This is a genomic window from Bacillus cereus, assembly GCF_007678085.1.
GTDB classification, from domain to species: Bacteria; Bacillota; Bacilli; order Bacillales; family Bacillaceae_G; genus Bacillus_A; species Bacillus_A cereus_BE.
In genome coordinates this window covers 22,355-45,249 of the sequence record NZ_VEDW01000008.1, presented here as the reverse complement: position 1 = coordinate 45,249, position 22,895 = coordinate 22,355, and the positions used below count along the sequence as shown (strand labels likewise).

Genomic DNA, 22,895 nt, shown 5'->3' with positions numbered 1-22,895 from the left:
TTTTTTCGTTAAAGAAAACTGAAAATTTAAACTATATTTCATTCGGTTGACACTTCATTATCCAAGGTGTAAGATTTTGAATTATCAAAGAAACACAAAAATTAATAAAGTTTATTCGTTTACTCATTGTATCAAGAGAGGTGGAGGGACTGGCCCTTTGAAACCTCGGCAACAGGTTCATTTTGAATACTGTGCCACTTCCTGCAAGCTTTGTGCTTGAAAGATAGAATGAGGGACTTCGTTTATATACGGGTGCATAACTTGTACGTAAAAATCCCTCTTTCTCAATATGAAAAGAGGGATTTTTTATTTTTCATTTCCCTCATCATCATCCAAACTTAATTATTTAGGAGGAAAATCAAATGAAAAAGAAGTTTGTACCCGGTATTGCATCAGTTGTAGGAGTAAGTATTTTATTAACTGGTTGCGGTAGTTATAAAAACGAAGCAAGTGGAGCAAATGCAAAAGACGAGGCGCCTAGTAAGCAGGTTTTAAACTTATCTTCACCTACTGAAATACGAACAATGGATACAGCTCGTGCTACAGATACTGATTCTGGTCAAGTAATGAGGAACGTATTTGAAGGTTTGTATAATCTTGGTGAAGGTAACAAACCTGTCCCTGGTGTTGCAAAATCTCATGAAGTAAGTGGCGATAAAACGAAATACACATTCCACCTACGAGATTCAAAATGGTCAAACGGCACTCCTGTTACAGCGAAAGACTTTGTCTTTGCTTGGCAAAGAGCTGTTGATCCAACAACAGCCTCTGAATATGCATTTCTATTCTTTGATATTAAAAATGCAACAAAAATTAACAACAAAGAACTTCCAGCCGATCAACTTGGTGTAAAAGCAATTGATGACCATACGTTTGAGGTAGAATTAGAACGTCCTGTTCCGTACTTTATTAGCTTAACAGCGTTCCCTACATTTCTACCAATTAACGAGGAATTCTTTAAAGCACAAGGTGATAAATATGCATTAGAAGATAATACAATCTTGTACAACGGAGCTTTTACACTAAGCGATTGGAAGCACGAGCAAAGCTTTAAATTCAAGAAAAATCCTAACTATTGGGATAAAGATACTGTCAAACTAGAAGAAATCAACTTTAACATCGTAAAAGAAAAGTCTACAGAAGTAAATTTATTCGAGTCAAAACAATTAGACCGTATAAAACTAACATCTGACTTCGTTGATAAATATAAAAAGGACGCTAACTTTAAAGAACGTCCAAATGTCGGGGTACAATTTTTACGTATGAATCAACAAAACAAAGTACTTCAAAATGTTTCTGCACGCCAAGCAATCGATCAAACAATTGATCGAAAATCCTTTGTAAATACGTTATTAAATGACGGCTCTACACCAACCTCTAGTCTCGTGCCGAAAAACTTTGCAAAAGGACCTGACGGAACAGACTTCCGTACTGCAAATGGCGATTTAACAAAGGTTGATACAAAATCTGCTCAAGAATTATGGAAGAAGGCAAAACAAGAACTTGGGTCTGAAAAAATAACGTTAGAACTATTAACAAGTGACGGTGACCTTGAAAAGAAAACTGGTGAATTCTTAAAAGGACAACTAGAAAAGAATTTAGATGGCTTAACGGTAAATATAAAGCCGCAACCACGTAAACAACAAGTTTCACTTTTATTAAAAGGTGACTACGAAATTGGAATTGACGGCTGGAGCCCTGACTTTGCGGATCCAATTACATTCCTTGAGCTATTTACAACGAATAACCCTTACAACTTAGATCATTACTCTAATAAGGAGTTTGATGAAACAATAGCAAAAGTAAAAACAACTTTAGCCGGTGATGAAAAAGCTCGCTGGGAAGCATTACTAGCATCCGAGAAAATATTATTTAAAGACTCTGTTATCGCTCCTCTTTATCAAAAAGGCGAATCTTATTTAGAACGTTCTTATGTGAAAGGAATTGTGCAAGTAGACTTTGCAGGTCAATTAAACTTCAAATGGGCAAAAATTGAGAAATAAAGCGAAACTTTAATCAGTGAGGTTTTCTTCATTCCCCACTGATTATTACCTCACATCAATTATTTTTTTAGAAAAACATATTAAAAGTAGGTTCCCCAACACGAGGGAATCTACTTTTTTAATATATTATTTCACAAAATTAACAATCTATTTTTATTATTGACATATAGTTCTTTCCAGTGTTAATATTCTAAATAATCAAAGAAACGAAATATTTAACCATCAAATATAATGTCTACTACGTTGAAACATATAACGATAGATTATAGCTCAACATGTATATACATATAGAACACATGATTACCTACATACACATATCTATAATAGGTTTTCTCTCCTTCTATAGTTACACTTCAAGACATGGACATTATGACGTTACGAACAACACATTTAGGGAGGAACGAACAATGAAGAAAAAAGTTGTACCTGTTGTTGCATCTGTTTTAGGGGCAAGTCTATTACTAACTGCTTGCGGGGGAAATAAAGATAATGCAAGTGGAGCGAAAGCAAATGATAAAGCGCCTGATAAACAGGCAATTAACTTATCATTTGCTTCAGAAATTCCAACAATGGATGTTGCAAAAGCAACGGATGGGGAATCCATGAACGTAATGCGAAATGTTTTTGAAGGTTTATATGCAATGGGAGAAGATAATAAACCGATTCCTGGTGTTGCTGAGTCAGTTGACGTTAGTTCCGATAAAACGAAATATACATTCCACCTGCGTGATTCAAAATGGTCAAACGGTACTCCTGTTACAGCAAAGGACTTCGTCTTCGCTTGGCAACGTGCCGTAAGTCCTGATACAGCAGCTGAATATGCATTCTTATTCTTCGATATACAGAATGCGAAACAAATAAGCCAGAAACAATTGCCAATTGATCAACTAGGGGTCAAAGCTCTTGATGATAAAACGTTAGAAGTACAACTAGACCGTCCTGTTCCATACTTCTTAAGCTTAACGACATTCTCAACATTCTTACCAATTAATGAAGATTACTTAAAATCCCAAGGCGATAAATATGGTTTAGAAACAAATCATTTAATTTACAACGGTGCTTTCACATTAGATAACTGGAAACACGAGCAAAGCTTCCAATTGAAGAAAAATCCTAACTATTGGGATGCTAAAACTGTAAAATTAGAAGAAATCAACTTCAATGTCGTTAAAGATAAGTCTACAGAAGTTAACTTATATGATTCAGGACAAATTGATCGTGTCGCTTTAACTGCAGAGTTTGTTGATAAATATAAGGGCGATTCAAACTTCAAAGAACGTGCTGAAGTTGGTATTCAATTCTTACGACTAAATCAAAAAAATGAAACATTAAAAAATCAACATGCACGCCTTGCTATTAACGGAGCCATGAATAAAAAAGCATACGTAGAAACAATTTTAAATAACGGTGCGGTTCCGGCTGAAGGAATGGTTCCTGCAAAATTCGCAAAGAGCCCAGAAGGTAACGACTTCCGTAAAGAAAATGGAAATCTAGTCAAAGATGATGTGAAAACAGCGAAAGAAAACTGGAAAAAAGCGAAACAAGAACTTGGCACTGACAAAGTAACAATCGAACTATTAACAAGTGATAATGCTTTAGCTAAAAAGACTGGTGAATATTTAAAAGGTGAACTAGAAAAGAACCTAGATGGCTTAACTGTGAATTTAAAACCGCAACCACGTAAACAACAGTTGAAACTGCTATTAAGTGGTGACTATGAAATCGGTATTGATGGCTGGGGCCCTGACTTCGCTGACCCAATTACATTCTTAGATTTATTCACAACAGATAGCGCTTATAACTTCGATAAATACTCTAACAAAGAGTACGATGAGCTAATCCATAAAGTGAAAACAGATTTAGCTGGCGATGAAAAAGCGCGCTTTGAAGCAATGAAGCAAGCTGAAAAAATCCTATTACAAGACGGTGCGGTCGCTCCTTTATACCAACAAGGTCGTTCTTACCTACAACGCTCTTTCATTAAAGGGCTTGTAACAACTGACTTCGGCGGTGAATTTAACTACAGGTGGACAGAAGTTGCAAAATAATAAAATAAAAAGGTATCCAATCACAGGATACCTTTTTATTTTATACTTCTTTAACTACATGACTTCTTCTCTTTACTATTCCTTTTATAGATACAGTAATTACTACTACCAATTGCGTAACTAATATAATGACTAATAATGAAATAATATTTTTCTCTAGACTAACTCCCCCAAATATTATTGTATAATAGCCATTTGCTGCATATGTTGCGGGAAATAATTCGCCGATTGTTTGATATGTTTTAGAAAGCATTTCATGCGGTACAATTACACCCGAACTTACGAGTTGTAACGATAGTGAAATTATATTAAAGATCATACCTGCATTTCCGAAAACAGCTATGAACATTTGTGTTAATGAAAGAAAGGCGAAGAAGACTATCGTTAATAATCCTCATCTTTTTGCATCGAACTAAAACTCATAATAAATATAAACATAAACATCAAATATGTTCTCCACGTCAAAGAAGGTATATGCCCTGACCACAGATAGCTAATGAAATAGTTAATTCCCATAATACAAGACGATATTACTAAACTAATACTTATTAGTTTTACATATTTGAACATACATTTTCTCCTTACTTTTCTATCTCTTCAAATTGCAGATTTACCGGTTCTTCTAGTAGTGTTTCATAAAAGTTTTCAGCCAAATCTGTTGAAGGAATTTTTTCATCCACTTCATCAAATCGAATACTATCTAGCCACACACAGCCTTCTCCTGATAATAAAACGCCAAATGCAATACCAAGCGCTCCTTCTTTTATATCTAATACAACCGAGTACGATTGCCAGTTATTTGTATTTTTAATTGGGCGATTTTGCATGTTATCCATAGCGAGCGGTTCCGTATCGTTTCCGTCTACTCGCATCCACAACCCTGCCCAATCTCTTACGTTCTCACTCTTAACAAATGCTGTAAAACGTAATCTTTTCCCTACATATTTATCAGCTCGGAAGATTTGCATTAATGTTGAAAATCCTCCATGCGTAACATTCTCTTTCGCTTTTATGTATGCAGATACTTTTCCTTGATGGACAACTTCATAATCTAACCCCATCTCATATTCAGCAGGATGACTTCCACTTAATACCCAACCTTTCGGTATACCTTTTTTCATTGAAACACCCTCTCTTTCTATATAAAATGACTGAAAGTACTTTCGATATTTCTTCGGTGGCAATTGAAACATTTTTTTAAAAGCTCTCGTAAATGCCTCTTGTGAGGAAAAACCGTATTGCACTGCAATATCAATAACAGCTCTCTCCGTTGACACTAAAACCTGCGCAGCATGAGTTAACCTTCTCTTCCGAATATAATCCGTTACACTCATCCCAATATACCTTTGAAAAATACGATGAAAATGGTACATCGATACCGCACTGTGAAATGCCACTCTGTCTGTTGTAAGCTCCTCATGTAAGTGATCCTCTATATACTCAATTGATTTTTTTATCATCTCTTTATATTCTTCATGCATTTTAGTACCTCCTCACAACCTTAATTTACCATATACATACAAATTGTTTTTGATTTAAATTGCGGATTAAGCTTTGTGGCTATAAGTTAATAATTTATTTCAACACATACATAATTACATGTTTTTTGGAAAAACTTGTATAGAACCAATTTACATAAGGAGGAATTTATAATGAGAATTTTACTATCAGTTTTATTAGCGCTTATGCTAGTACCTGTATTAACAGGATGTAAAGCTCCCGCAAAAGAAGATACAACTTCTAATAAAAAGACTACAGAAGAGGCAAAGAATGAAGCCCCTGCTGATTTAAAACTAAACTTCAATGAATTTAGTTTAGATGCAGACTATCAAGATACGAAGAAAGACTATGAGGCCGATTATAAAAATGTAGCAGCAGATAAAAAAATGGAAGCAAAACTTGAAGACCACAAATCAAATGCAAACTTTACAGGTGACGAGGCTATTACAAAATTAAGCCCACTTCTACAAGAATTAAAATTTGATAAAGATACACCTGACCAAGAAGTAATTGATCAAGTAGTAAACGTGTTCAAACTTGATAAAGACTACCAAAAGTTTGATTTAGAAGTTGTCTTCTCTGATGGAACGAAAAAAGAATATAAAAGAGAAATAAAATAAAGAAGTAGGCGGTTGCCTACTTCTTTATTTTTGCATATCTTAAATCTGGTTTAGATCCAACATAATATTGAAGTCCAGATACCGTTTGTTTCTGTAAGTAAGAATCAGAAGGGAATATAATTGGAATTAACGGTGAATCTGTAAACATAATATCTTCTGCTTTATGCAATAAGTCAAAACGCTTATCTTCATTTTGTTCAACTTCTGCTTCTTTTACTAAAGCGTCAAATTCTTTATTATGCCATTTTGCATAGTTGTTTGGACCATCACCTGCATATAAATCTAGTTTAGTAATTGGGTCTAATAAAGAACCGCCCCATCCCATATAAGCTAATTGGAAATCACTTTGCTTATATGTATCGATGTAACTCTTCCACTCTTTATTTTCTAACTTAATATCTACACCAAGATTTTTCTTAAACATTTCCTGCATTGCTTCTGCTACTTTTTTATGCTGTGTATCCGTTGTGAATTTTAATGTTACTTCAGGTAATGTAGACCAACCTTGTTCTTTCATACCCTCTTCTAATAATTTTTTTGCTTCTGTTGTATCAAATTTTACGTAATCACCTTTTTCTTTACGGAAATCACGACCACTTTGTGTTTTTGCTCCTTCTGGAACGAATGCATATGCCTCTTGCGCATTATTCTTGTACAGTTTTTCAACGATAAACTTACGATCAACTGCTAATGAAAATGCTTTACGTACTTTCGCATTTGTAAATGGCTCTTTTTCTACGTTAAACGAGTAAATATAAGATGAGAAGCCCGCAACACGTTTATATTCTTTATTCCCTTTTTCTTTCTCAATCATCTCTTGTGGTAAGCTACTTAATAAATCTAGTTCTTTTGATTTATACAATTGATACGCTGTTTTAGAATCTGGAATAATACGAAACTCAATTTCTTTTAACGTTACCTTTTTATCATAGTATTCTTTATTTTTTTGTACTGTAATAGCTTGGTTATGCTTCCATTCTTTCAACGTGAATGGTCCATTTGTAATTAACTCTTTTGGATCTGTTTTTAATTTGTTGTTATCATCAATTGATTTTTTAGATAGTGGAATAAACAATGAACTCGCTAATTTTTGTTTAATAGAAGCAACTGGGTGCTCAAGTGTTACCTTTAATGTTTGAGGATCAACAACTTGAATACCAACTTGGCCTTCTTCACCTTTTCCAGTATTATATGCCTCTGCACCTTTAATAAAATACATTTCTGTTGCATTCATAGAACCTGTTTTCGGATTTAATAATCGCTTCCATGCAAATTCAAAATCATTTGCTGTAATAGGAGAACCATCTGACCATTTAATATCTTTCTTTAAATAAATTGTATATTCAGTTCCATCCGCATTTACTTCTTCTTTTTCTGCTAATTCATTTTGATATTTCCCATCACTATCTTGCGTATATAAGCTTGAGAATAAATGACCTATTACATAACCTGACGTGCTATCTGTTGCAATAGCGGAATCAAGTGTATATGGATCACTACTAATATTCGTTACTAATCGATCTCCTTCTCCCTTACCAGCACTTGCTTTTTGCGTCTCTTTCTTACCACAAGCGACAGAAGTGATCGCTAAAACAGCCATAATGACAAACAGTAAAAACTTCTTCATCCTACATTCTCCTTTAACCCGAAATTTTTGGTGTTGATGCTAATAATGTTTTTGTATAAGAATGTTGTGGATTACGGAATACTTCGTCCGTATTTCCAAATTCAACAAGTTCTCCTTTATATAAGACAGCCACTTTTTCACATAAGTAGTGAACCATCGGCAAATCGTGCGCGATAAATAAATATGTATAACCTTGCTCCTTTTGAATTTTCTGCAGTAAATGTACAACTTGAATTTGCAATGAAACGTCTAATGCCGAAATTGGTTCATCAAGAATTAATACCTCGGGCTCACATAATAACGCCCTTGCAATAGCGATCCGTTGACGTTGTCCTCCGCTAAATTCGTGCGGGTAACGATCAATATATCGTCTATCTAATCCAACACGTTCTAGCGCATCACCTGCGACTTTATCTTTCAGCCTTTTATCGCCTAAACCGAATGACATATAGCCTTCTGTTACGCTATCGCGTACTTTCCAGCGCGGATTTAATGCAGCTGTTGAATCTTGAAAAATGAACTGTACTTTCTGCAAGAAATCTCGTTTATGAGCTGACTTCAACTTGTGAACAACTTGACCGTTATAATCAATTTCACCAGACGTTGGACTCTCAATCCCAGCTATGAGTTTACCGAGTGTTGTTTTTCCTGAACCACTTTCTCCAATAATGCCAAGTGTTGTTCCTTTCGGAATAGAAAGTGATATATCTTTTAACGCTGTTATTTCTTTCTTTTTACTGCCATATGTTTTCTTTACTTGCTTTACCGCAATTAAATCTGTCGTCATGAGGCATTCACCTTCCCTTTTGATTTCGCTTGGTTATGCTCGAGAACATGCTGCCAACAATGTGAACTGTGTTCTAGAGAATATGTTGTTCTCTCTGGGAAACGATGAATACATTCTTGTATTGCTACTGGACATCTATTTACAAATGGGCACCCAAAGCTGTTCAATGTTTCAATTGATGGTGTTGTTCCCTCAATTGCTCTAAGTGCTTTTTCAGCATCATCCATATTCGGAATTGCTTGCAATAAACTTTTCGTATACGGGTGCTTCGGTGAACCTATTACTTCTTGTATCGTCCCTTTTTCAACAACACGTCCCCCGTACATCACAACTACTCGATCTGCCACTTCACGTACAAGCGCCAAATCATGTGTAATTAATAAAATACTCGTGTTTTGTTTTTCTTTTCGCTCTTTTAATAACCCCATAATTTGTTTTTGAATCGTTACATCTAATGCAGTTGTAGGCTCATCTGCAATAACGAGCTTTGGGTGACAAGCAAATGCAATTGCTAAACAAATACGTTGTCTCATACCTCCGCTTAATTGATGTGGGTACTGTTCAAAACGTTTCTCTGCTTCATGTATCCCTAAATCATTTAATAAGTTAATTGCAATTTCTTTTGCTTCTCTTTTCGATTTTTTCTCATGTTGCAAAATTACTTCTGTAATTTGTCTTCCTACCTTCATCGTCGGATTTAAGGAAGACAGAGGGTCTTGAAAGATAAAGGAAATATCTTTCCCTCGAATTTGATTCCACTCTAAGTCTTGTAAGTTCGTTAATCCTTGAGATTGGAAAGAGATACTTCCATCATCGATGTGAATAGACTCTTGATTTAGTCCGATAATAGATTGTGCTGTAACACTTTTTCCTGAACCACTCTCTCCTACAAGTGCAACTATTTCACCTTCGTTAATAGAAAAGGAAACATGTTTCACAATCGCTTGCTTACTATTCTCTTTTTCAACGGCTAACGTTACGTTTTCTAAAGATAAAAGCTGTCCCATGTTTTTTCTCCTTTCGATTCCTTTTTACGATTTTTGGATCAATTGCATCTTGCAAACCATCACCAATTGCATTAAATGCAAACATAATAAGCGCAATCATGATTGCTGGGAAGAATAATTGCCACCATTCTCCGCTCAGTAATGTCCCGAGTGCATCGTTCGTCATCGTTCCCCAACTAGCGGCTGGTGATTGTACTCCGAGTCCGATAAAGCTTAAAAATGATTCTGAGAAAATAGCTGCCGGAATTGTAAATGATAAATTTACGATAATAATGCCTGTTAAGTTTGGAATTAAATGTCCATATATAATTTTCATATGAGACGTACCTAACCGTTCTGCTGCGACAACAAATTCTCTTTGTTTTAAAGATAAGACTTGGGCTCTAATGAGACGTGCCATGCCAATCCACCCTGTTAATGCAAGAGCGATTATAATTGTAAAAAGTCCTGGTTTCATCACGATCAATAGTAAAATAACAATTAATAAGTATGGGATACCATATAACACTTCAATCCCTCTTATAATCCATTCATCTATTAACGTTCCAAGACGATTACGCCCTCTTACATATCCGCTAAAACCTCCGATTAGTACACCAAGACCTATGTCTAGCGCTGCTGCTACCAATCCAACTGTTAGTGAGATTTTCCCACCAGCCCAAGTACGCGCCCATATGTCTCTTCCTAAATCATCAGTTCCGAACCAATGCTCGCTACTAGGAGGTAAATTAGTTGCTTCTTTCACTTGTTCACTCGCAGTAAATGACGTTAAACTTTCGCCAATTAGTGAGAAAATAATAATTAGTAATAACGTCACTGCGCCTAAAACTGCTATAGGGTTTGATATAAACTTGCGAAATACTTCTTTCTTTCGGCTAATCGTTTGCTGCTCTTTATTTATCGTTAATTCTTTTTTCTCCTCGTTCGTTAATAACTGTTTATTGATTTCATAAGCTCCCATTTAAATATCCCCCCTCCTTACGTAATAGAACGAATACGTGGATCAACAATACGATGAATAATATCTGTAATGAAAATACAAGAAATTAATAATGCACTATAGAAAATCGTCGTTCCCATAATGACCGGATAATCCCGGTTAAAAATACTATCTACAAAATATTTTCCTAGACCAGGAATGGAAAATATTTTTTCAATAACGAAAGTCCCTGTTAAAAGTCCAGCCATTAACGGCCCAACAAATGTAAGAACTGGAACAATTGCATTTCGAAGGGCATGCCTTATAATAATCTTTTTAATTGGTATACCTTTCGCTCTTGCTAATTTAATATAATCACTCTGCAATACTTCAATCATATTAGAGCGAACAAATCTCGTAATCACTGCAATTGGACCTAATGCTAATGCGAAGGATGGCAATACCGTATGTTCGAATGTGCCCCAAGACGCTACTGGTAACAGTTCAAACTGTATAGCAAATACTTGTATAAATAATGGTGCTAAAATAAAACTTGGAACAGAAATACCGAGAATCGCAAGTAAGCTCACACTATAATCAATTACTTTCCCATGATATAGAGCTGCAAATGTACCTGCTGCAATTCCGACTAATAGTGAAATAACAAGTGCTTGTAAACCAATAATCGCCGATGGACCAAATCCTGTTGTAATGATTTCTGATACGCCTTGCCCCGTCGATTGAACAGATTCACCAAAATCAAAATGAACTACACCATCTAAATAAGCGACATATTGATTCCATAACGGTTCATCAAGGTGATACTTCGCTCTCATGTTTTGTATCACTTCTTCAGGAAAGATTTTCGCATCTGATGAAAATGGATCCCCTGGAATGATATGCATAATCAAAAATGTTACTGTTGTAATGACCCATAGCGTGAACACCATAACCGATAGTTTTTTAATAACATACACTTCGATAACCCCCTAAACAAATGGATTTACTTTGTTTTATTGACATATTTGTCCCTATTACTTTTCCGCTTCTTAAAATACAAAAAGCCTTGATCTTAAAAAATAAGATCAAGGCTTAATAAACGAAGGCCCATCACTTATCTTTCAAGACTTGCTTGCTGGAATTAGCACGGTGTTCCTATTACAGAACCCGCTGCTGAGGTGTCATAGGGCCAGTCCCTCTACCTCTCTGGATAAGTAAATTGCTATATTATTATTTGGTTCAAATTGTATATTTCGAATTATAATTCTGAAAAAATGAAAAGTCAATCAAATTGGATATATTTAGAAAAATCAGTTTTTAATGCCATTTATCGAAATTACAGTTTTCACTTATAATAAAAAGAAGTACTGTTAAAGGAGTTATAAGATGGACCCCTTATTTCTTGCTACTATATGATTACCATTAACAATCGTTATACTGGTCATCATTGGGGTCTATAAAGTGAAACTTTAATCAGTGGGGGATGTTCATCCCCCACTGATTAAAGTTGAACCAATCGGGCTTTTACGGGCAGTTGATCCCCTACCTAACTTCTTTGCTTTCACTGAATTTTGAGGTGGGGGTCTTACTGCCCGTTAATGCCGGATAAACTCTTTATTAAAAAGAAACTTATCACTTCTTTTTATACTCCATTCGATAATATTACCGGTCAAACCATTTCTGAATTTCACGAAGAACAGAAAGTATTAGTATGCGAGGATGAAGACGGAGATGGTAAGAAGAAAAAATAACCTTGCGCGTACGCAAGGTTATTTTTTCGTTTCTGCTTGAAAACGTTTATAGTATGTTGATGCTGTTGAAAAGTTAATTTCTATATCACGAATCAAAGATGAATCTTCTTCTTTAGCTAACTTCTGTAATTTTTTCATCGCTTGTTCTGCTTCATTTAAGAAACCAACATACATTTCATGTTCTTGTTCTTTCGACTTCGGCACACGAATTTCTTTACGTATGTGATCTATATCTTCTAACATGCCCGTTGTTACCTTCTGCACGTCTTCTTTATATTTAGCATTCGTTATTTCCTTACCGCCCTTTTCTTTTGCCACTTCCCATAACTGTAAAGCTTTATTAATTTCTTTATTCATTTTCATATCGTATTTTTCATGTACTGCACGGTATTCTTTCATCTCTTCTGTTTGCTCAGTAGATTGCTCTACCTTTTCATTCGGTTCTTTCGTATCTTTATTTCCATTACATCCCGCTAGAAGGATCATACTTCCCATTACAGCAATACCTAAAACCTTCTTCATTTCTTCTTCTCCTTTTATCTACAGCTACTACTCATTATAGTTTCTTTTATCTCCACTTGTTATTATACCGAGAACATCCTACTTTTTACACTTAAGACGATACCTTAATATACATGCCTACATTTTTGTCACAGTATCGTCACTTTATGCAAATAACTTTTGCATCACCTTACGAAGCTGTACGCATTATTTCAAAGAAATGAAAAAAAGCTGATTCAAAATGTATTTGAATCAGCTCTTTTTTATAATTTAAGCCTCTAAATTTTGTCTTTGTTGCAGTTCAAACTGCTTTTCACTTCTTCTAGCCATAAATAGATAACATAATACAGCACCAATTTCACAAAGAGCGATCACAACGCCCATCGGTAATGCGGTATTGCTTCCGCCAATACCTACTAACGGTGCAACAAGTGCTCCTGAAATAAACTGTAATAATCCTAATAAGGCCGATGCTGTTCCTGCGGCTTGTTTCTGGTTTCTCATCGCTAACGAGAACCCAGTCGTTGAAACAACCCCAACACTTGATACAACAAGGAATAATGAACATAAAACACCAATTAAACCTATTCCTAGTACGATTGTCAATAATAAAGATAGGCCACCAACAGCTGCAATAATAATACCCGCAACAAATAATGTCTTCTCATTCACTTTCCCTGCTAAACGACCCGTAACCTGACTAGCAATAATAATACCGATACCGTTAATCGCAAAGAATAAGCTAAATTGCTGTGGTGATGCTCCGTATATGTTCTGCAACACAAATGGTGAGCCCGAAATGTATGCAAACATTGCCGCCGTTACTAGCCCTTGTGACAATGCATATCCCATAAACAAACGATCCTTTAACAGTTTTCCGTACGTCGCCAATGTCCCAGACAAACCACCTGTTTCTCTTTCTTCAGGAGGTAATGTTTCACGTAATACGAAAGTAGCTGATATTAACATGAATACACTAATCGCCCCAAGAACGATGAAGACACCGCGCCATGTTGTGAACTGTAGTAATTGTCCTCCGATAATCGGTGCCAAAATAGGTGCTGCTCCGTTTACTAACATAAGGAGCGAGAAAAACTTCGTCATTTCAGAACCTGAATACATGTCACGTACCATTGCACGTGATATAACAATCCCTGCTGATCCTGAAGCTCCCTGTAGGAAGCGCAATAACACTAAACTCCAAATAGATGGCGCAACAGCACAAAGTAAAGAAGAAGCAACATAAATGATAAGAGCAATAATAAGAGGTTTGCGCCTTCCGTAAATATCACTAATTGAACCGATGAATAATTGCCCTACTGAAAGCCCAAGTAAACAAGCTGTTAAGGTAAGCTGTGCAAGGGATGCACCTGTCTGTAAATCATCCGTTAATTTCGGTAAAGAAGGCAAATACATATCAATAGATAATGGCCCAATCGCCGTAAGTGTCCCTAGTACAAGAATCATCCATAACCTATTTGTCTTTACAGGTTTATATATTTCTTGATTAACTCCATTCACTTTTTCCGTTCACCCTTTCCTATAACTACTGAATCGTAACAATTATAGTTACAACATAAACATACGTCAAGTATAGTGCATTTTCCTGTTTCATACCGTAAAAAAAGCGATAGAAATTCTATCGCTTTACTTTTTCAAATTGCTATTTACAAATTTAGATACGGAAGACATCGCCTCTCCTGTATCTAAATACGTGATTTGAATTGGATCTCCCACTTCTGTAAACATAGCATATGGGAATTTCTTCACAGGTATCATAAATACTTTTTTCTCATTCTCTATGAGTACGTACACAATTGTATTTTCACCTGATTTTTCTTTATATACACGTTGTACAACGCCCTCTTTTTGTGCTTCTTTACCGTTTGAAGTCGGTCTAAAGGAATCTCCACTTCCGCTCAGCGCATTTTTATAATTCTCAAGCGCTTCTTTTTGCGTCGAACCTGTTGCAAATATTTTCGCATTAGAAGCATAGATAACCGTGTGAGCACGTACTAATCCTCCGTCATCAATAACAGGTACAATCCAAGAAGGTTTACCGTACACATTATAAATAACCGGCATTGTTCCGTGCCACTTCTCTCTCTTAAAGGAATTATCCACTACTTCTGTAGCAGCTGAACCATCCATAATTCCCTTTACTTCTTTTCCGTTATAGTAATATAACTTACCTGTACGCGCATCAATAAGCGAGTAACCTAACGCAGAATCTACTCCTTCTTTCGGAGAGGTGAAATCAGTAAAGTAATATAACGTTCCGTCCTTACCGAAGATTGGTGTAACTCCTTCTTTTGTTCCCCACTCAGTCGGAATCTTCATATCCGTTTGCGAGAATTTCGTATTCCAAAATCCGTGAATATATTTACCGAAATACGTATTTAACGTAGATGCGGTCTCGTGATTTAATACGCCATCAACAAATTTAGGCGCTTTTCCTTTGTCGTATCTTTTCACTTCACCTGTTTGTGCATCTACTACTACAACACCCTCTACCTCAAATCCAGATCTTCCTGAAATAAATTCACCATACGTCATTGTATAATACGGTTTCCCTTTATCATCAACTTCGAATTTAGGTTTCCCTTTAAAAATTAAATCCGGTTCCGCTTTTCGAACGACACGTTCTAATTTATTACCAAAAAACATGCTCGGCACATATTTCATTTTATAACCAAGATGCAGTTTCGCTTCCGCATCAGGATTCGTACCTGACATCGTTACGTATCCTGGAATTGTCTCAGCTTTACGTGCTTTAAAAAAGCCTGAAACTTCAATCGGTGCTACATATAAAGCCTCACCATTTACCATTTGTGGTGTTAATTCTCCTAGCTCAAAATAAGCTACTTTCGGAATATCCCCAAATACTTTTTTCATCTTATTCTCCGCTGTCTTTGGCGGCACTGTAAACGGCTGATCATTTTCAGTAAATGGCTCTGAAATATCTTTCTCTACCTTTACAACAGAATCATATTTCGTTTGCGAGATTACTATATCGTGCAAATAACCAAAATAGCCGTAACTTGCGAGTAAAACAAACATTAGAAGTCCCTTTAACGTACCTTCTAATTTCCCTATTTGATTTTGTGAAAATAAAACAAGCCCAATTAAAACTGCTACTGCAACAGAATAATGAGTAAGAATCGAATCTGCTCGATCATCAATTAGCCAAAAATATTCATAGATTGCAATACCTATCCAAAATAAAACAGGAATAACTAAAATGGATGATTTCTTACCCTTTACAACCTTCTCATCCCCTTTCTTATCCACTGCTCGAAGTTTACTACCGCTTCTTGTCCATGGAATCAAAAACAAAGTGAGAATAGCTAAAATTAAAAATTTCATCAAAGGCAATGTCCCCTTTTCTTTTGTCTTCCCTTTTAGTATAACAAATAAAGGGTATTCAGGTAAAAATGGGGATGATTATATTTTTTTACTACTTAATACAAATCCGCTCACTACATATAAGATAGATGCAATATAAAAAATCGTACCAATCGTAAAGAAATCTACTAAATATCCCGTTGCAATAATTGCTACTGCTCCTCCAATCGATGTCCACACATGATATTTCCCAATCTCATAACCAGCATTTTCTTGCACAACCTTTCGTGCTAACGACGTCTTCTCTGTATTACGCTGCACAGCACCTAAAACCCCCATTACAATTTGAAGAATATACACATGCCAGACTTCCGTGGCAATCGGGAAACAAAGCATTAATACTGCCATGGACCAAGCATATATAATTAATAATTTCCGATCACCTACTCGATCAGACACCTTTCCTACTACCGGATATACAAGTGCCGAAGTTAAAGCGAATAAGCCATACGCCCAGCCAAATTGCGAGAAGCTATTCCCAACGTTTCGAAGCAATAGTATATAAAAAGGAAATACCATACTTCCTGCCATCATAATTATGCTTTGTGAGGCTACAAATCTTCTATATGTCATTTCGTATACTCCCTATAAAATAAATTCACAAATCTCTCTTTTGGATCCGCTTCTTTTTTCTTCTGAAGAAATTCTTCTATACGAGGATATGCCCTCTTTAACTGCTCCTTCGTTGGGTAAGAATAGTACGGTAAATAATAACTTCCTTTATGCTTTAAAGTAACATCAATCATCTTCTGAATGACCACTTTTGTTTTCTTTATTTCATCCTCTGAGCGCCCTTGATTAATTAAAAGCACAAGTGCAAACATATCATCTTTCGCATAAGATAGTACCGCATTCTCATTCTTTTCTACATAGCGGATTGTAATATTAAGAAGGTTTAATTCCTCTTCATTCAAAACACTTCGCAAATCATCTATATATGCTGTAAAACTACCTATCGGTACGAAATACTCCTGTAAAACCTCGGTCAAATTTGGATTTTCATATTCCATAAAAGCACTATCTGACCTCATAACATTATTTCGCGTCTCATACTTTCCATCTGTACGTTCAAAATAACTTCTTTGTATATCCCAAAACGTATTCTTTCCCCAATCACTATAGCGTGATAAACCGAGTAAAAATTTGGGGGCAGCTATAATATTTTCTTCTTTTAATTTACTGTACTCTCCCCTCATATTTTGATTTTCCGCCAATGTATAATCTGTCACATACATCTCTTTTAAAAGTGAATGTGGGGCAACAGAAATACGTGCTAAGTGCATACGAACATTTTCATCTTTTTTCACTTTTTCTTTGAAATAAGACGTGTATTCTTTATAATCTAGCATTCTTGTGTGCGTTTCATATAATTCATCATCTGTTAATTTTAAGGTCACATCTAAAATGATACCAAATAGCCCATAACCGCCAATGACATAGGGAAATAAATCCGCATTCTCTTCTCTACTTACATTGTGTACAGTACCATCTGCCATTAGTAGTCGAAATGATTCTACTGTATCAACTAATGCTTCATGACGTATATCACGACCATGTACATTTACACTTAATGAACCACCAACAGTAAAAATATTTTGAGATTGCATTACTTGAACCGCAAGACCATATGGATTGATTTTCTTTTGAATGTCATTCCATGTGACACCGCTTTGCACCTTAATCCTCTTCTTCTCCGGATCAAATTCTAATATTTTATTATACCCCTTCAGATCAAGCATCGTGCCGTTCGGATAATACGTTTGTCCTCCTTGGCTATGTTGCATACCTGCAATGGAAATTTTCTCTCCGGAAGTATTTGCATCTTTCACTACCTGTTTTAATGAACGTTCATCCTCAGCATTTTCCACACGTTTAATTTTCGTTGGAAGCAACTTTCCCACATCGCTCATAATAGGATGATCTAGTTGCTCCTTATATGTATTTATAGATGTCGTCAGTAACACTGTATAAGCTACAATGACCACCGCTATCTTTCTTTTTTTCAAATGACACTCTCCTCTGCTACATCTTTTCCTCTTCATATTGTACCTATTTTCCTATGCAAAAAGTATACAAAAAAGAGGGCACCTTATTTTAGGTCCCCCCTCATCAAAACTGTTACTTTGCTGCTGGCAATTGTATTGGTTCAAACTTTTCGTACGACGTATATTTTGCGTTCGTAATAATGTGTGCTTTATCCTTGCCGTTACTACTCATAATCATGTCTATCTTTGCTGATTCATATTTAAAATCTTTTGTAATGATATATTCTGCATCTACTTCTTCTATTTTCGCATTTTGTGCTTGTAACATTTTCTTCTGCATTTCATCCATGCTAGTTAACATACTTTCTGTTTCTTGCCCTTTTAATGTGAATTTCAGTTTATATTTATCTCCGCTTTTCTCCATCTTCATTTTATCTAAAACTACTTCCGGTACTTCTAATTTGTCTATAATATCTTGAGTTGCTTTCATTCCACCAGCGTTTAATTGCTCCTCTGGTACGGTTATAACTTCTCCTGTAGTAGGGTTTTTTACCTCACCAGCAACTTTACCATCCACAGTGTACACTACAACATCTGTACCAGAAATATTCATTTCAGAACGAGAATTCTTTGTCTTTGGCTCTAATTGCATCTTAGCCTTTAATATATCCATCTCTGTTCCTTCAGCTTTTATCCTTACATCATATGTCATCGTTACATGTTCTTCATTTTTAAAAGCTTCGTTCGTTTTCTTGAAAACATCCTTCGCTGCTAATTCCTTTTCTTTTTGAACTGATTCTTTTTTCGGTTCATCGGTCTTTGCTGTTTTCTCATTACTACATCCTACCCCTAGACTGATTGCAAGCACTAAACTTGAAATAAAAATAATTTTTTTCATAATTTCTCCCCCTTTCCCAAAATAATATCACCTCTTTTCCTATGAAATCTATATAAATTTCAATCTATATTCTCTATATAGCGACATGTTTAATGAAGATTTTAAATATGATGTAAATAACAACAACTCATTTCAGGAGGTCATTATGAAGGCGATCATTTGCACACGATATGGACCACCTAACGTTCTTCAGCTTCAAAATATAGAAAAACCTACACCTAAAAAGAACGAAGTATTAATTAAAGTTCACGCAACAAGTGTATCAACTGGAGATTGTAGAATACGCGGTTTTAATAGCCCCCTCTTATTTTGGATTCCTATGCGGATTATATTAGGTTTTAAAAAACCGAGAAAACCTATACTCGGCGTGGAGCTAGCTGGTGAAATCGAAGAAATAGGAACAGATGTAACTCAATTTAAAAAGGGAGATCCAATTTTTGCATTAACAGAACTAAACCTTGGTGGTTATGCCGAGTACACATGCGTACATGAAAGTGGATTAATAACATTAAAACCTACCAATGTAACATATGAAGAAGCGGCCGTTATTCCTTTTGGTGGAACTTCAGCATTGCATTTCCTGAGAAAGGGCCGTATAAAAAAAGGGCAACAAGTGCTCATATATGGTGCCTCAGGATCAGTAGGAACAGCTGCTGTACAACTTGCTAAATATTTCGGTGCGACCGTTACGGCTGTTTGTAGTAATTCAAATTTTGAACTCGTTCAATCTTTAGGAGCTGATAAAGTAATTGATTATACGAAAGAAGATTTTACTAAGCGGCGCGAGCGCTACGATATTATATTTGATGCAGTTGGGAAGTATAAAAAATCCCTTTGTACAAATACATTAACACCCAATGGAAAATATGTATCTGTGAATGGAATGATGGCAAAGGTAAGTAAAGAGGATATGATTCTACTAAAAGAACTAACTGAAACAGAACATTTAAAACCTGTTATTGATAGAACCTACCGATTAGAAGAAATTTCTGAAGCTCATATGTATGTGGAAAAGGGACATAAGAAAGGTAATGTTTCGATTACCTTAAAATAAAATATATTCAGAAAATAAAGTTGACAATTCTTTTTGTAAGATTTACTATTAGTACCATATTAAAAAACTACATACACAAACTCTTATCAAGAGTGGCGGAGGGACTGGCCCGATGATGCCCGGCAACCGAGCTTATGACGTATAAGCTAAGGTGCTAATTCCTGCAAAACGAGTTTTCGTTTTGGAAGATAAGAGAGGAACCTATTTTGTCTATTCGGCACCTCTCTTATTTTTGAGAGGTGCTTTTTATTTTGGAACGTATATGAAGGGGGAATTATAGATGAAAAAAGTATTATTGAGCATTGTAAGTGGAGCAGTATTATTGTTAGGTGCATGTGGTGCTAACTCTGATAAAGAGGTAAAAGCATTAGATGAGAAAAAGATTACTGTCGGCGTAACGGGTGGGCCGCATGAACAAATTTTTGAAAAAGTAAAAGAAGTGGCTGCGAAAGACGGTCTCGAAATTGATATAAAAGTATTTAATGATTATGTAGCACCAAACGTTTCCCTAGATGAAAAAAGTCTCGATGTAAATAGCTATCAAACGAAATCATATTTAGACGTATTTAAAGCGGAACGTAATATGAAATTAACGGAAGTATTTTCAACAGTAACATTCCCTATGGGTGTATATTCTAAAAGCTTAAAGGATGTAAAAGACTTAAAAGAGGGCGATGCGATTGCTGTGCCAAATGATCCAACGAATGAACTTCGAGCTTTAAAGCTATTTGAAAAAGCAGGAGTTTTAAAAGTAGATCCAAAGGCGACAGAAAAAGCAACTGCGAAAGATGTCATTGAAAATCCAAAAAATTTAAAGATTGTTGAATTAGAGGCATCTCAATTACCGACACAACTAAGTGAAGTGAAAGCAGCTGCAATTAATACAAACTTTGCATTAGGTGCAAAATTAAGCCCTGCGAAAGATTCTATCTTCCGTGAAGGAAAAGATTCACCATATGTGAACTGGGTTGTTGTTCGTACTGAAAATAAAGATGATGCAGTTGTAAATAAATTAAAGAAAGCTTATCAATCTAAAGAAGTAAAAGAATTTATTGAGAAAAAATTTGATGGTTCTGTTTTACCGTCTTGGTAGGAGCTGAGGATAATGATTGAATTAAAAAATGTATCCAAAGTATTTACAACAAAAAAAGGGAACGTAGAAGCACTTAAGTCTACTTCCCTTCAAGTAAAAAAGGGCGAAGTATTTGGAATCATTGGATATAGTGGCGCTGGTAAAAGTACATTAATTCGATGTGTAAATTTATTAGAAAAACCAACGACAGGAAATATCATTGTAAACGGCCAAGACTTAACAACTTTATCAGCAAAAGAACTAGCAAAATCGAGACAAAAAATCGGGATGATTTTTCAAGGATTCAATTTGCTTAAAACCGTGACAGTTTATGAAAATATCGCATTACCTTTACGCCTATCTGGTCTTCCAAAAAATGAAATTGAAAAAAGGGTAGAAAAGTATTTACGCATTGTCGATCTCTTCAATCGAAAAGATGCCTATCCGAGTGAACTTTCTGGTGGCCAGAAACAACGTGTTGCCATTGCACGTGCACTATCACATGAACCTGAGGTGTTATTAAGCGACGAAGCAACGAGCGCTTTAGATCCAGAAACAACGGATTCTATTCTTGACCTATTACTAAAGATTAATGAAGAAATCGGGATTACAATTTTATTAATTACACATGAAATGAATGTCATCCAGCGTATATGTGACCGAGTTGCTGTTATGGAACATGGAGCAGTAGTTGAAAGCGGGACTGTGAAGGATATCTTCACAAACCCACAACATGTAACAACGAAGAAATTCGTAAATAGTGCATTTGCAGCGAAGATTCCAGAAGAGGTACAAAAAGAACTGCAAACTACTGGTGAAATTGTAACTCTCTCCTTTATAGGGAATGCTTCAGGAGAACCAGCATTAGCTGTTGCTACAAAACGTTTTCAAGTGTATCCAAATATTTTATCCGGTAATATTACACAGTTAAAACATGAAGCATATGGGAAACTGATCATTCATATGCAGGGTGAGAAAAATGAAGTAGCCCGCGCTTTATCATTTTTACAAGAGCAAGGAATCATCGTAGAAGGAGGTAGAACAGATTATGGGAAACAAATCCTTTTTGGATGAATGGGGTAAAGTCATATGGGAAGCAACCATTCAAACATTTCAAATGACATCTATTTCACTATTCATCTCTATCCTTATTGCGCTACCACTTGGTGTCACACTTGTTTTAACGAGACCTGGTGGACAGCACGAAAATAAAATCATTTATCCAATTCTTAATACAATTATTAATATCATTCGCTCTCTTCCATTTATCATTCTATTATTCTTCATTTTACCTTTTACAAAGTTTTTAATGGGAACATCCATTGGCGTGCAAGGTGTTATCGTACCGCTTGTCGTATTCACAGCTCCTTATATCGCACGATTAATGGAGACAGCTTTATTAGAAGTGGATCGTGGTGTTATTGAAGCTTACCAAGCAATGGGCGTTTCTACTATAAAAATTATTTGGCATGTTATGGTGAAAGAAGCTCGTCCCTCCCTTGTACTTGGCTTAACAATTGCAACAATCGGCCTAATTGGTGCAACAGCAATGGCTGGACTTGTAGGTGCTGGCGGTCTTGGTGATTTAGCATATCGATTCGGACATTTACGCTACGAACCGGAAGTAATGTATGCAACCGTCTTTATTTTAATTATCCTCGTTCAAGGGCTACAGTCTTTAGGCAACGGTGTTGCACGAAGATTGAAGAAAGATTAAA

At 35.7% G+C, this 22,895-nt stretch carries 22 protein-coding genes and 3 riboswitches; of the genes, 8 read left to right on the top strand and 14 right to left on the bottom strand.

Annotated elements, in window-relative coordinates; all coding sequences use genetic code 11:
* The first annotated feature begins 125 nt into the window (after positions 1–125).
* Positions 126–230, top strand: a riboswitch (SAM riboswitch).
* A gap of 132 nt (positions 231–362) precedes the next feature.
* Positions 363–2,003 carry a peptide ABC transporter substrate-binding protein gene (locus tag FS742_RS25355; RefSeq protein WP_144616116.1) on the top strand — a complete coding sequence of 547 codons (1,641 nt, stop codon included), beginning with the start codon at positions 363–365 and terminating at the stop codon, positions 2,001–2,003.
* A gap of 407 nt (positions 2,004–2,410) precedes the next feature.
* The gene (locus FS742_RS25350; RefSeq protein WP_144616114.1) at positions 2,411–4,051 is read left to right on the top strand and encodes a peptide ABC transporter substrate-binding protein; all 1,641 of its coding nucleotides are present in this window, start codon (positions 2,411–2,413) and stop codon (positions 4,049–4,051) included.
* Positions 4,052–4,091: 40 nt separating this feature from the next.
* Here the strand turns inward: FS742_RS25350 and FS742_RS25345 are convergent, their stop codons facing one another.
* Genes FS742_RS25345 through FS742_RS25335 form a run of 3 tightly spaced genes read right to left on the bottom strand, consistent with a single transcriptional unit; the run spans position 4,092 to position 5,532 of the window.
* Positions 4,092–4,400: an ABC-2 transporter permease gene (locus FS742_RS25345; protein ID WP_144616112.1), complete on the bottom strand. Its 309-nt coding sequence runs from the start codon at positions 4,398–4,400 to the stop codon at positions 4,092–4,094.
* Between the two features lie 35 nt (positions 4,401–4,435).
* Positions 4,436–4,621 carry a hypothetical protein gene (locus FS742_RS25340; protein ID WP_144616110.1) on the bottom strand — a complete coding sequence of 62 codons (186 nt, stop codon included), beginning with the start codon at positions 4,619–4,621 and terminating at the stop codon, positions 4,436–4,438.
* 11 nt (positions 4,622–4,632) lie between these two features.
* The gene (locus FS742_RS25335) at positions 4,633–5,532 is read right to left on the bottom strand and encodes a helix-turn-helix transcriptional regulator (RefSeq protein WP_144616108.1); all 900 of its coding nucleotides are present in this window, start codon (positions 5,530–5,532) and stop codon (positions 4,633–4,635) included.
* Between the two features lie 171 nt (positions 5,533–5,703).
* Here FS742_RS25335 and FS742_RS25330 point away from each other — a divergent pair, with 171 nt between their 5' ends.
* The gene (locus FS742_RS25330) at positions 5,704–6,171 is read left to right on the top strand and encodes a YusW family protein (protein ID WP_144616106.1); all 468 of its coding nucleotides are present in this window, start codon (positions 5,704–5,706) and stop codon (positions 6,169–6,171) included.
* Positions 6,172–6,187: 16 nt separating this feature from the next.
* Here FS742_RS25330 and FS742_RS25325 read toward each other — a convergent pair whose 3' ends face one another.
* Genes FS742_RS25325 through FS742_RS25305 form a run of 5 tightly spaced genes read right to left on the bottom strand, consistent with a single transcriptional unit; the run spans position 6,188 to position 11,488 of the window.
* Positions 6,188–7,798 carry a peptide ABC transporter substrate-binding protein gene (locus FS742_RS25325; RefSeq protein WP_144616104.1) on the bottom strand — a complete coding sequence of 537 codons (1,611 nt, stop codon included), beginning with the start codon at positions 7,796–7,798 and terminating at the stop codon, positions 6,188–6,190.
* Positions 7,799–7,811: 13 nt separating this feature from the next.
* Positions 7,812–8,585, bottom strand: coding sequence for an ABC transporter ATP-binding protein (locus FS742_RS25320; RefSeq protein WP_144616102.1), 774 nt, complete (start codon positions 8,583–8,585; stop codon positions 7,812–7,814).
* Positions 8,582–9,592 (bottom strand): ABC transporter ATP-binding protein, encoded by a 1,011-nt coding sequence (locus FS742_RS25315; RefSeq protein ID WP_144616100.1) that lies wholly within the window; start codon positions 9,590–9,592, stop codon positions 8,582–8,584. Before FS742_RS25315 ends, FS742_RS25320 begins: the two co-directional genes overlap by 4 nt.
* Complete coding sequence (locus FS742_RS25310) at positions 9,549–10,553, bottom strand: ABC transporter permease (RefSeq protein WP_144615931.1); 1,005 nt, start codon at positions 10,551–10,553, stop codon at positions 9,549–9,551. The genes FS742_RS25315 and FS742_RS25310 overlap by 44 nt, the downstream gene beginning before the upstream one ends.
* Before the next feature lie 17 nt (positions 10,554–10,570).
* Complete coding sequence (locus tag FS742_RS25305) at positions 10,571–11,488, bottom strand: ABC transporter permease (protein ID WP_144615929.1); 918 nt, start codon at positions 11,486–11,488, stop codon at positions 10,571–10,573.
* A gap of 134 nt (positions 11,489–11,622) precedes the next feature.
* Positions 11,623–11,728, bottom strand: a riboswitch (SAM riboswitch).
* Between the two features lie 381 nt (positions 11,729–12,109).
* Here FS742_RS25305 and FS742_RS25300 point away from each other — a divergent pair.
* A complete protein-coding gene (locus FS742_RS25300) occupies positions 12,110–12,262 on the top strand; it encodes a DUF3951 domain-containing protein (RefSeq protein WP_395940402.1) in 153 nt (50 codons plus the stop codon).
* Between the two features lie 18 nt (positions 12,263–12,280).
* On the opposite strand, the gene FS742_RS25295 is transcribed toward FS742_RS25300, so the two are convergent.
* From FS742_RS25295 to FS742_RS25270, 6 genes are all read right to left on the bottom strand, one after another.
* On the bottom strand, positions 12,281–12,784 hold the full coding sequence (locus FS742_RS25295; RefSeq protein ID WP_144615927.1) for a hypothetical protein: 504 nt from the start codon (positions 12,782–12,784) through the stop codon (positions 12,281–12,283).
* A 249-nt stretch (positions 12,785–13,033) separates the two neighbouring features.
* Positions 13,034–14,284, bottom strand: coding sequence for a multidrug effflux MFS transporter (locus tag FS742_RS25290; RefSeq protein ID WP_144615925.1), 1,251 nt, complete (start codon positions 14,282–14,284; stop codon positions 13,034–13,036).
* A gap of 126 nt (positions 14,285–14,410) precedes the next feature.
* Positions 14,411–16,129 (bottom strand): DUF3981 domain-containing protein, encoded by a 1,719-nt coding sequence (locus tag FS742_RS25285; protein WP_144616191.1) that lies wholly within the window; start codon positions 16,127–16,129, stop codon positions 14,411–14,413.
* A gap of 78 nt (positions 16,130–16,207) precedes the next feature.
* Positions 16,208–16,741 (bottom strand): MFS transporter, encoded by a 534-nt coding sequence (locus tag FS742_RS25280; protein WP_144615923.1) that lies wholly within the window; start codon positions 16,739–16,741, stop codon positions 16,208–16,210.
* Entirely contained in the window at positions 16,738–18,174 is a 1,437-nt protein-coding gene (locus FS742_RS25275; RefSeq protein WP_144615921.1) for an FAD-binding oxidoreductase, read from the bottom strand. The genes FS742_RS25280 and FS742_RS25275 overlap by 4 nt, the downstream gene beginning before the upstream one ends.
* Before the next feature lie 112 nt (positions 18,175–18,286).
* Positions 18,287–19,051 (bottom strand): hypothetical protein, encoded by a 765-nt coding sequence (locus FS742_RS25270; RefSeq protein WP_144615919.1) that lies wholly within the window; start codon positions 19,049–19,051, stop codon positions 18,287–18,289.
* A gap of 145 nt (positions 19,052–19,196) precedes the next feature.
* On the opposite strand from FS742_RS25270, the gene FS742_RS25265 reads away from it, so the two are divergent.
* The 4 genes from FS742_RS25265 (at position 19,197) to FS742_RS25250 (ending at position 22,894) form a co-directional block, all read left to right on the top strand.
* On the top strand, positions 19,197–20,105 hold the full coding sequence (locus FS742_RS25265) for an NAD(P)-dependent alcohol dehydrogenase (RefSeq protein ID WP_144615917.1): 909 nt from the start codon (positions 19,197–19,199) through the stop codon (positions 20,103–20,105).
* Positions 20,106–20,185: 80 nt separating this feature from the next.
* A riboswitch (SAM riboswitch) is annotated at positions 20,186–20,300 on the top strand.
* Between the two features lie 85 nt (positions 20,301–20,385).
* Positions 20,386–21,198 (top strand): MetQ/NlpA family ABC transporter substrate-binding protein, encoded by an 813-nt coding sequence (locus FS742_RS25260; protein WP_144615915.1) that lies wholly within the window; start codon positions 20,386–20,388, stop codon positions 21,196–21,198.
* Positions 21,199–21,210: 12 nt separating this feature from the next.
* Entirely contained in the window at positions 21,211–22,251 is a 1,041-nt protein-coding gene (locus tag FS742_RS25255; RefSeq protein ID WP_144615913.1) for a methionine ABC transporter ATP-binding protein, read from the top strand.
* Positions 22,226–22,894, top strand: a complete 669-nt coding sequence (locus FS742_RS25250; protein WP_000527137.1) for a methionine ABC transporter permease — start codon at positions 22,226–22,228, stop codon at positions 22,892–22,894. Before FS742_RS25255 ends, FS742_RS25250 begins: the two co-directional genes overlap by 26 nt.
* The last annotated feature ends 1 nt before the right edge of the window (position 22,895 follow it).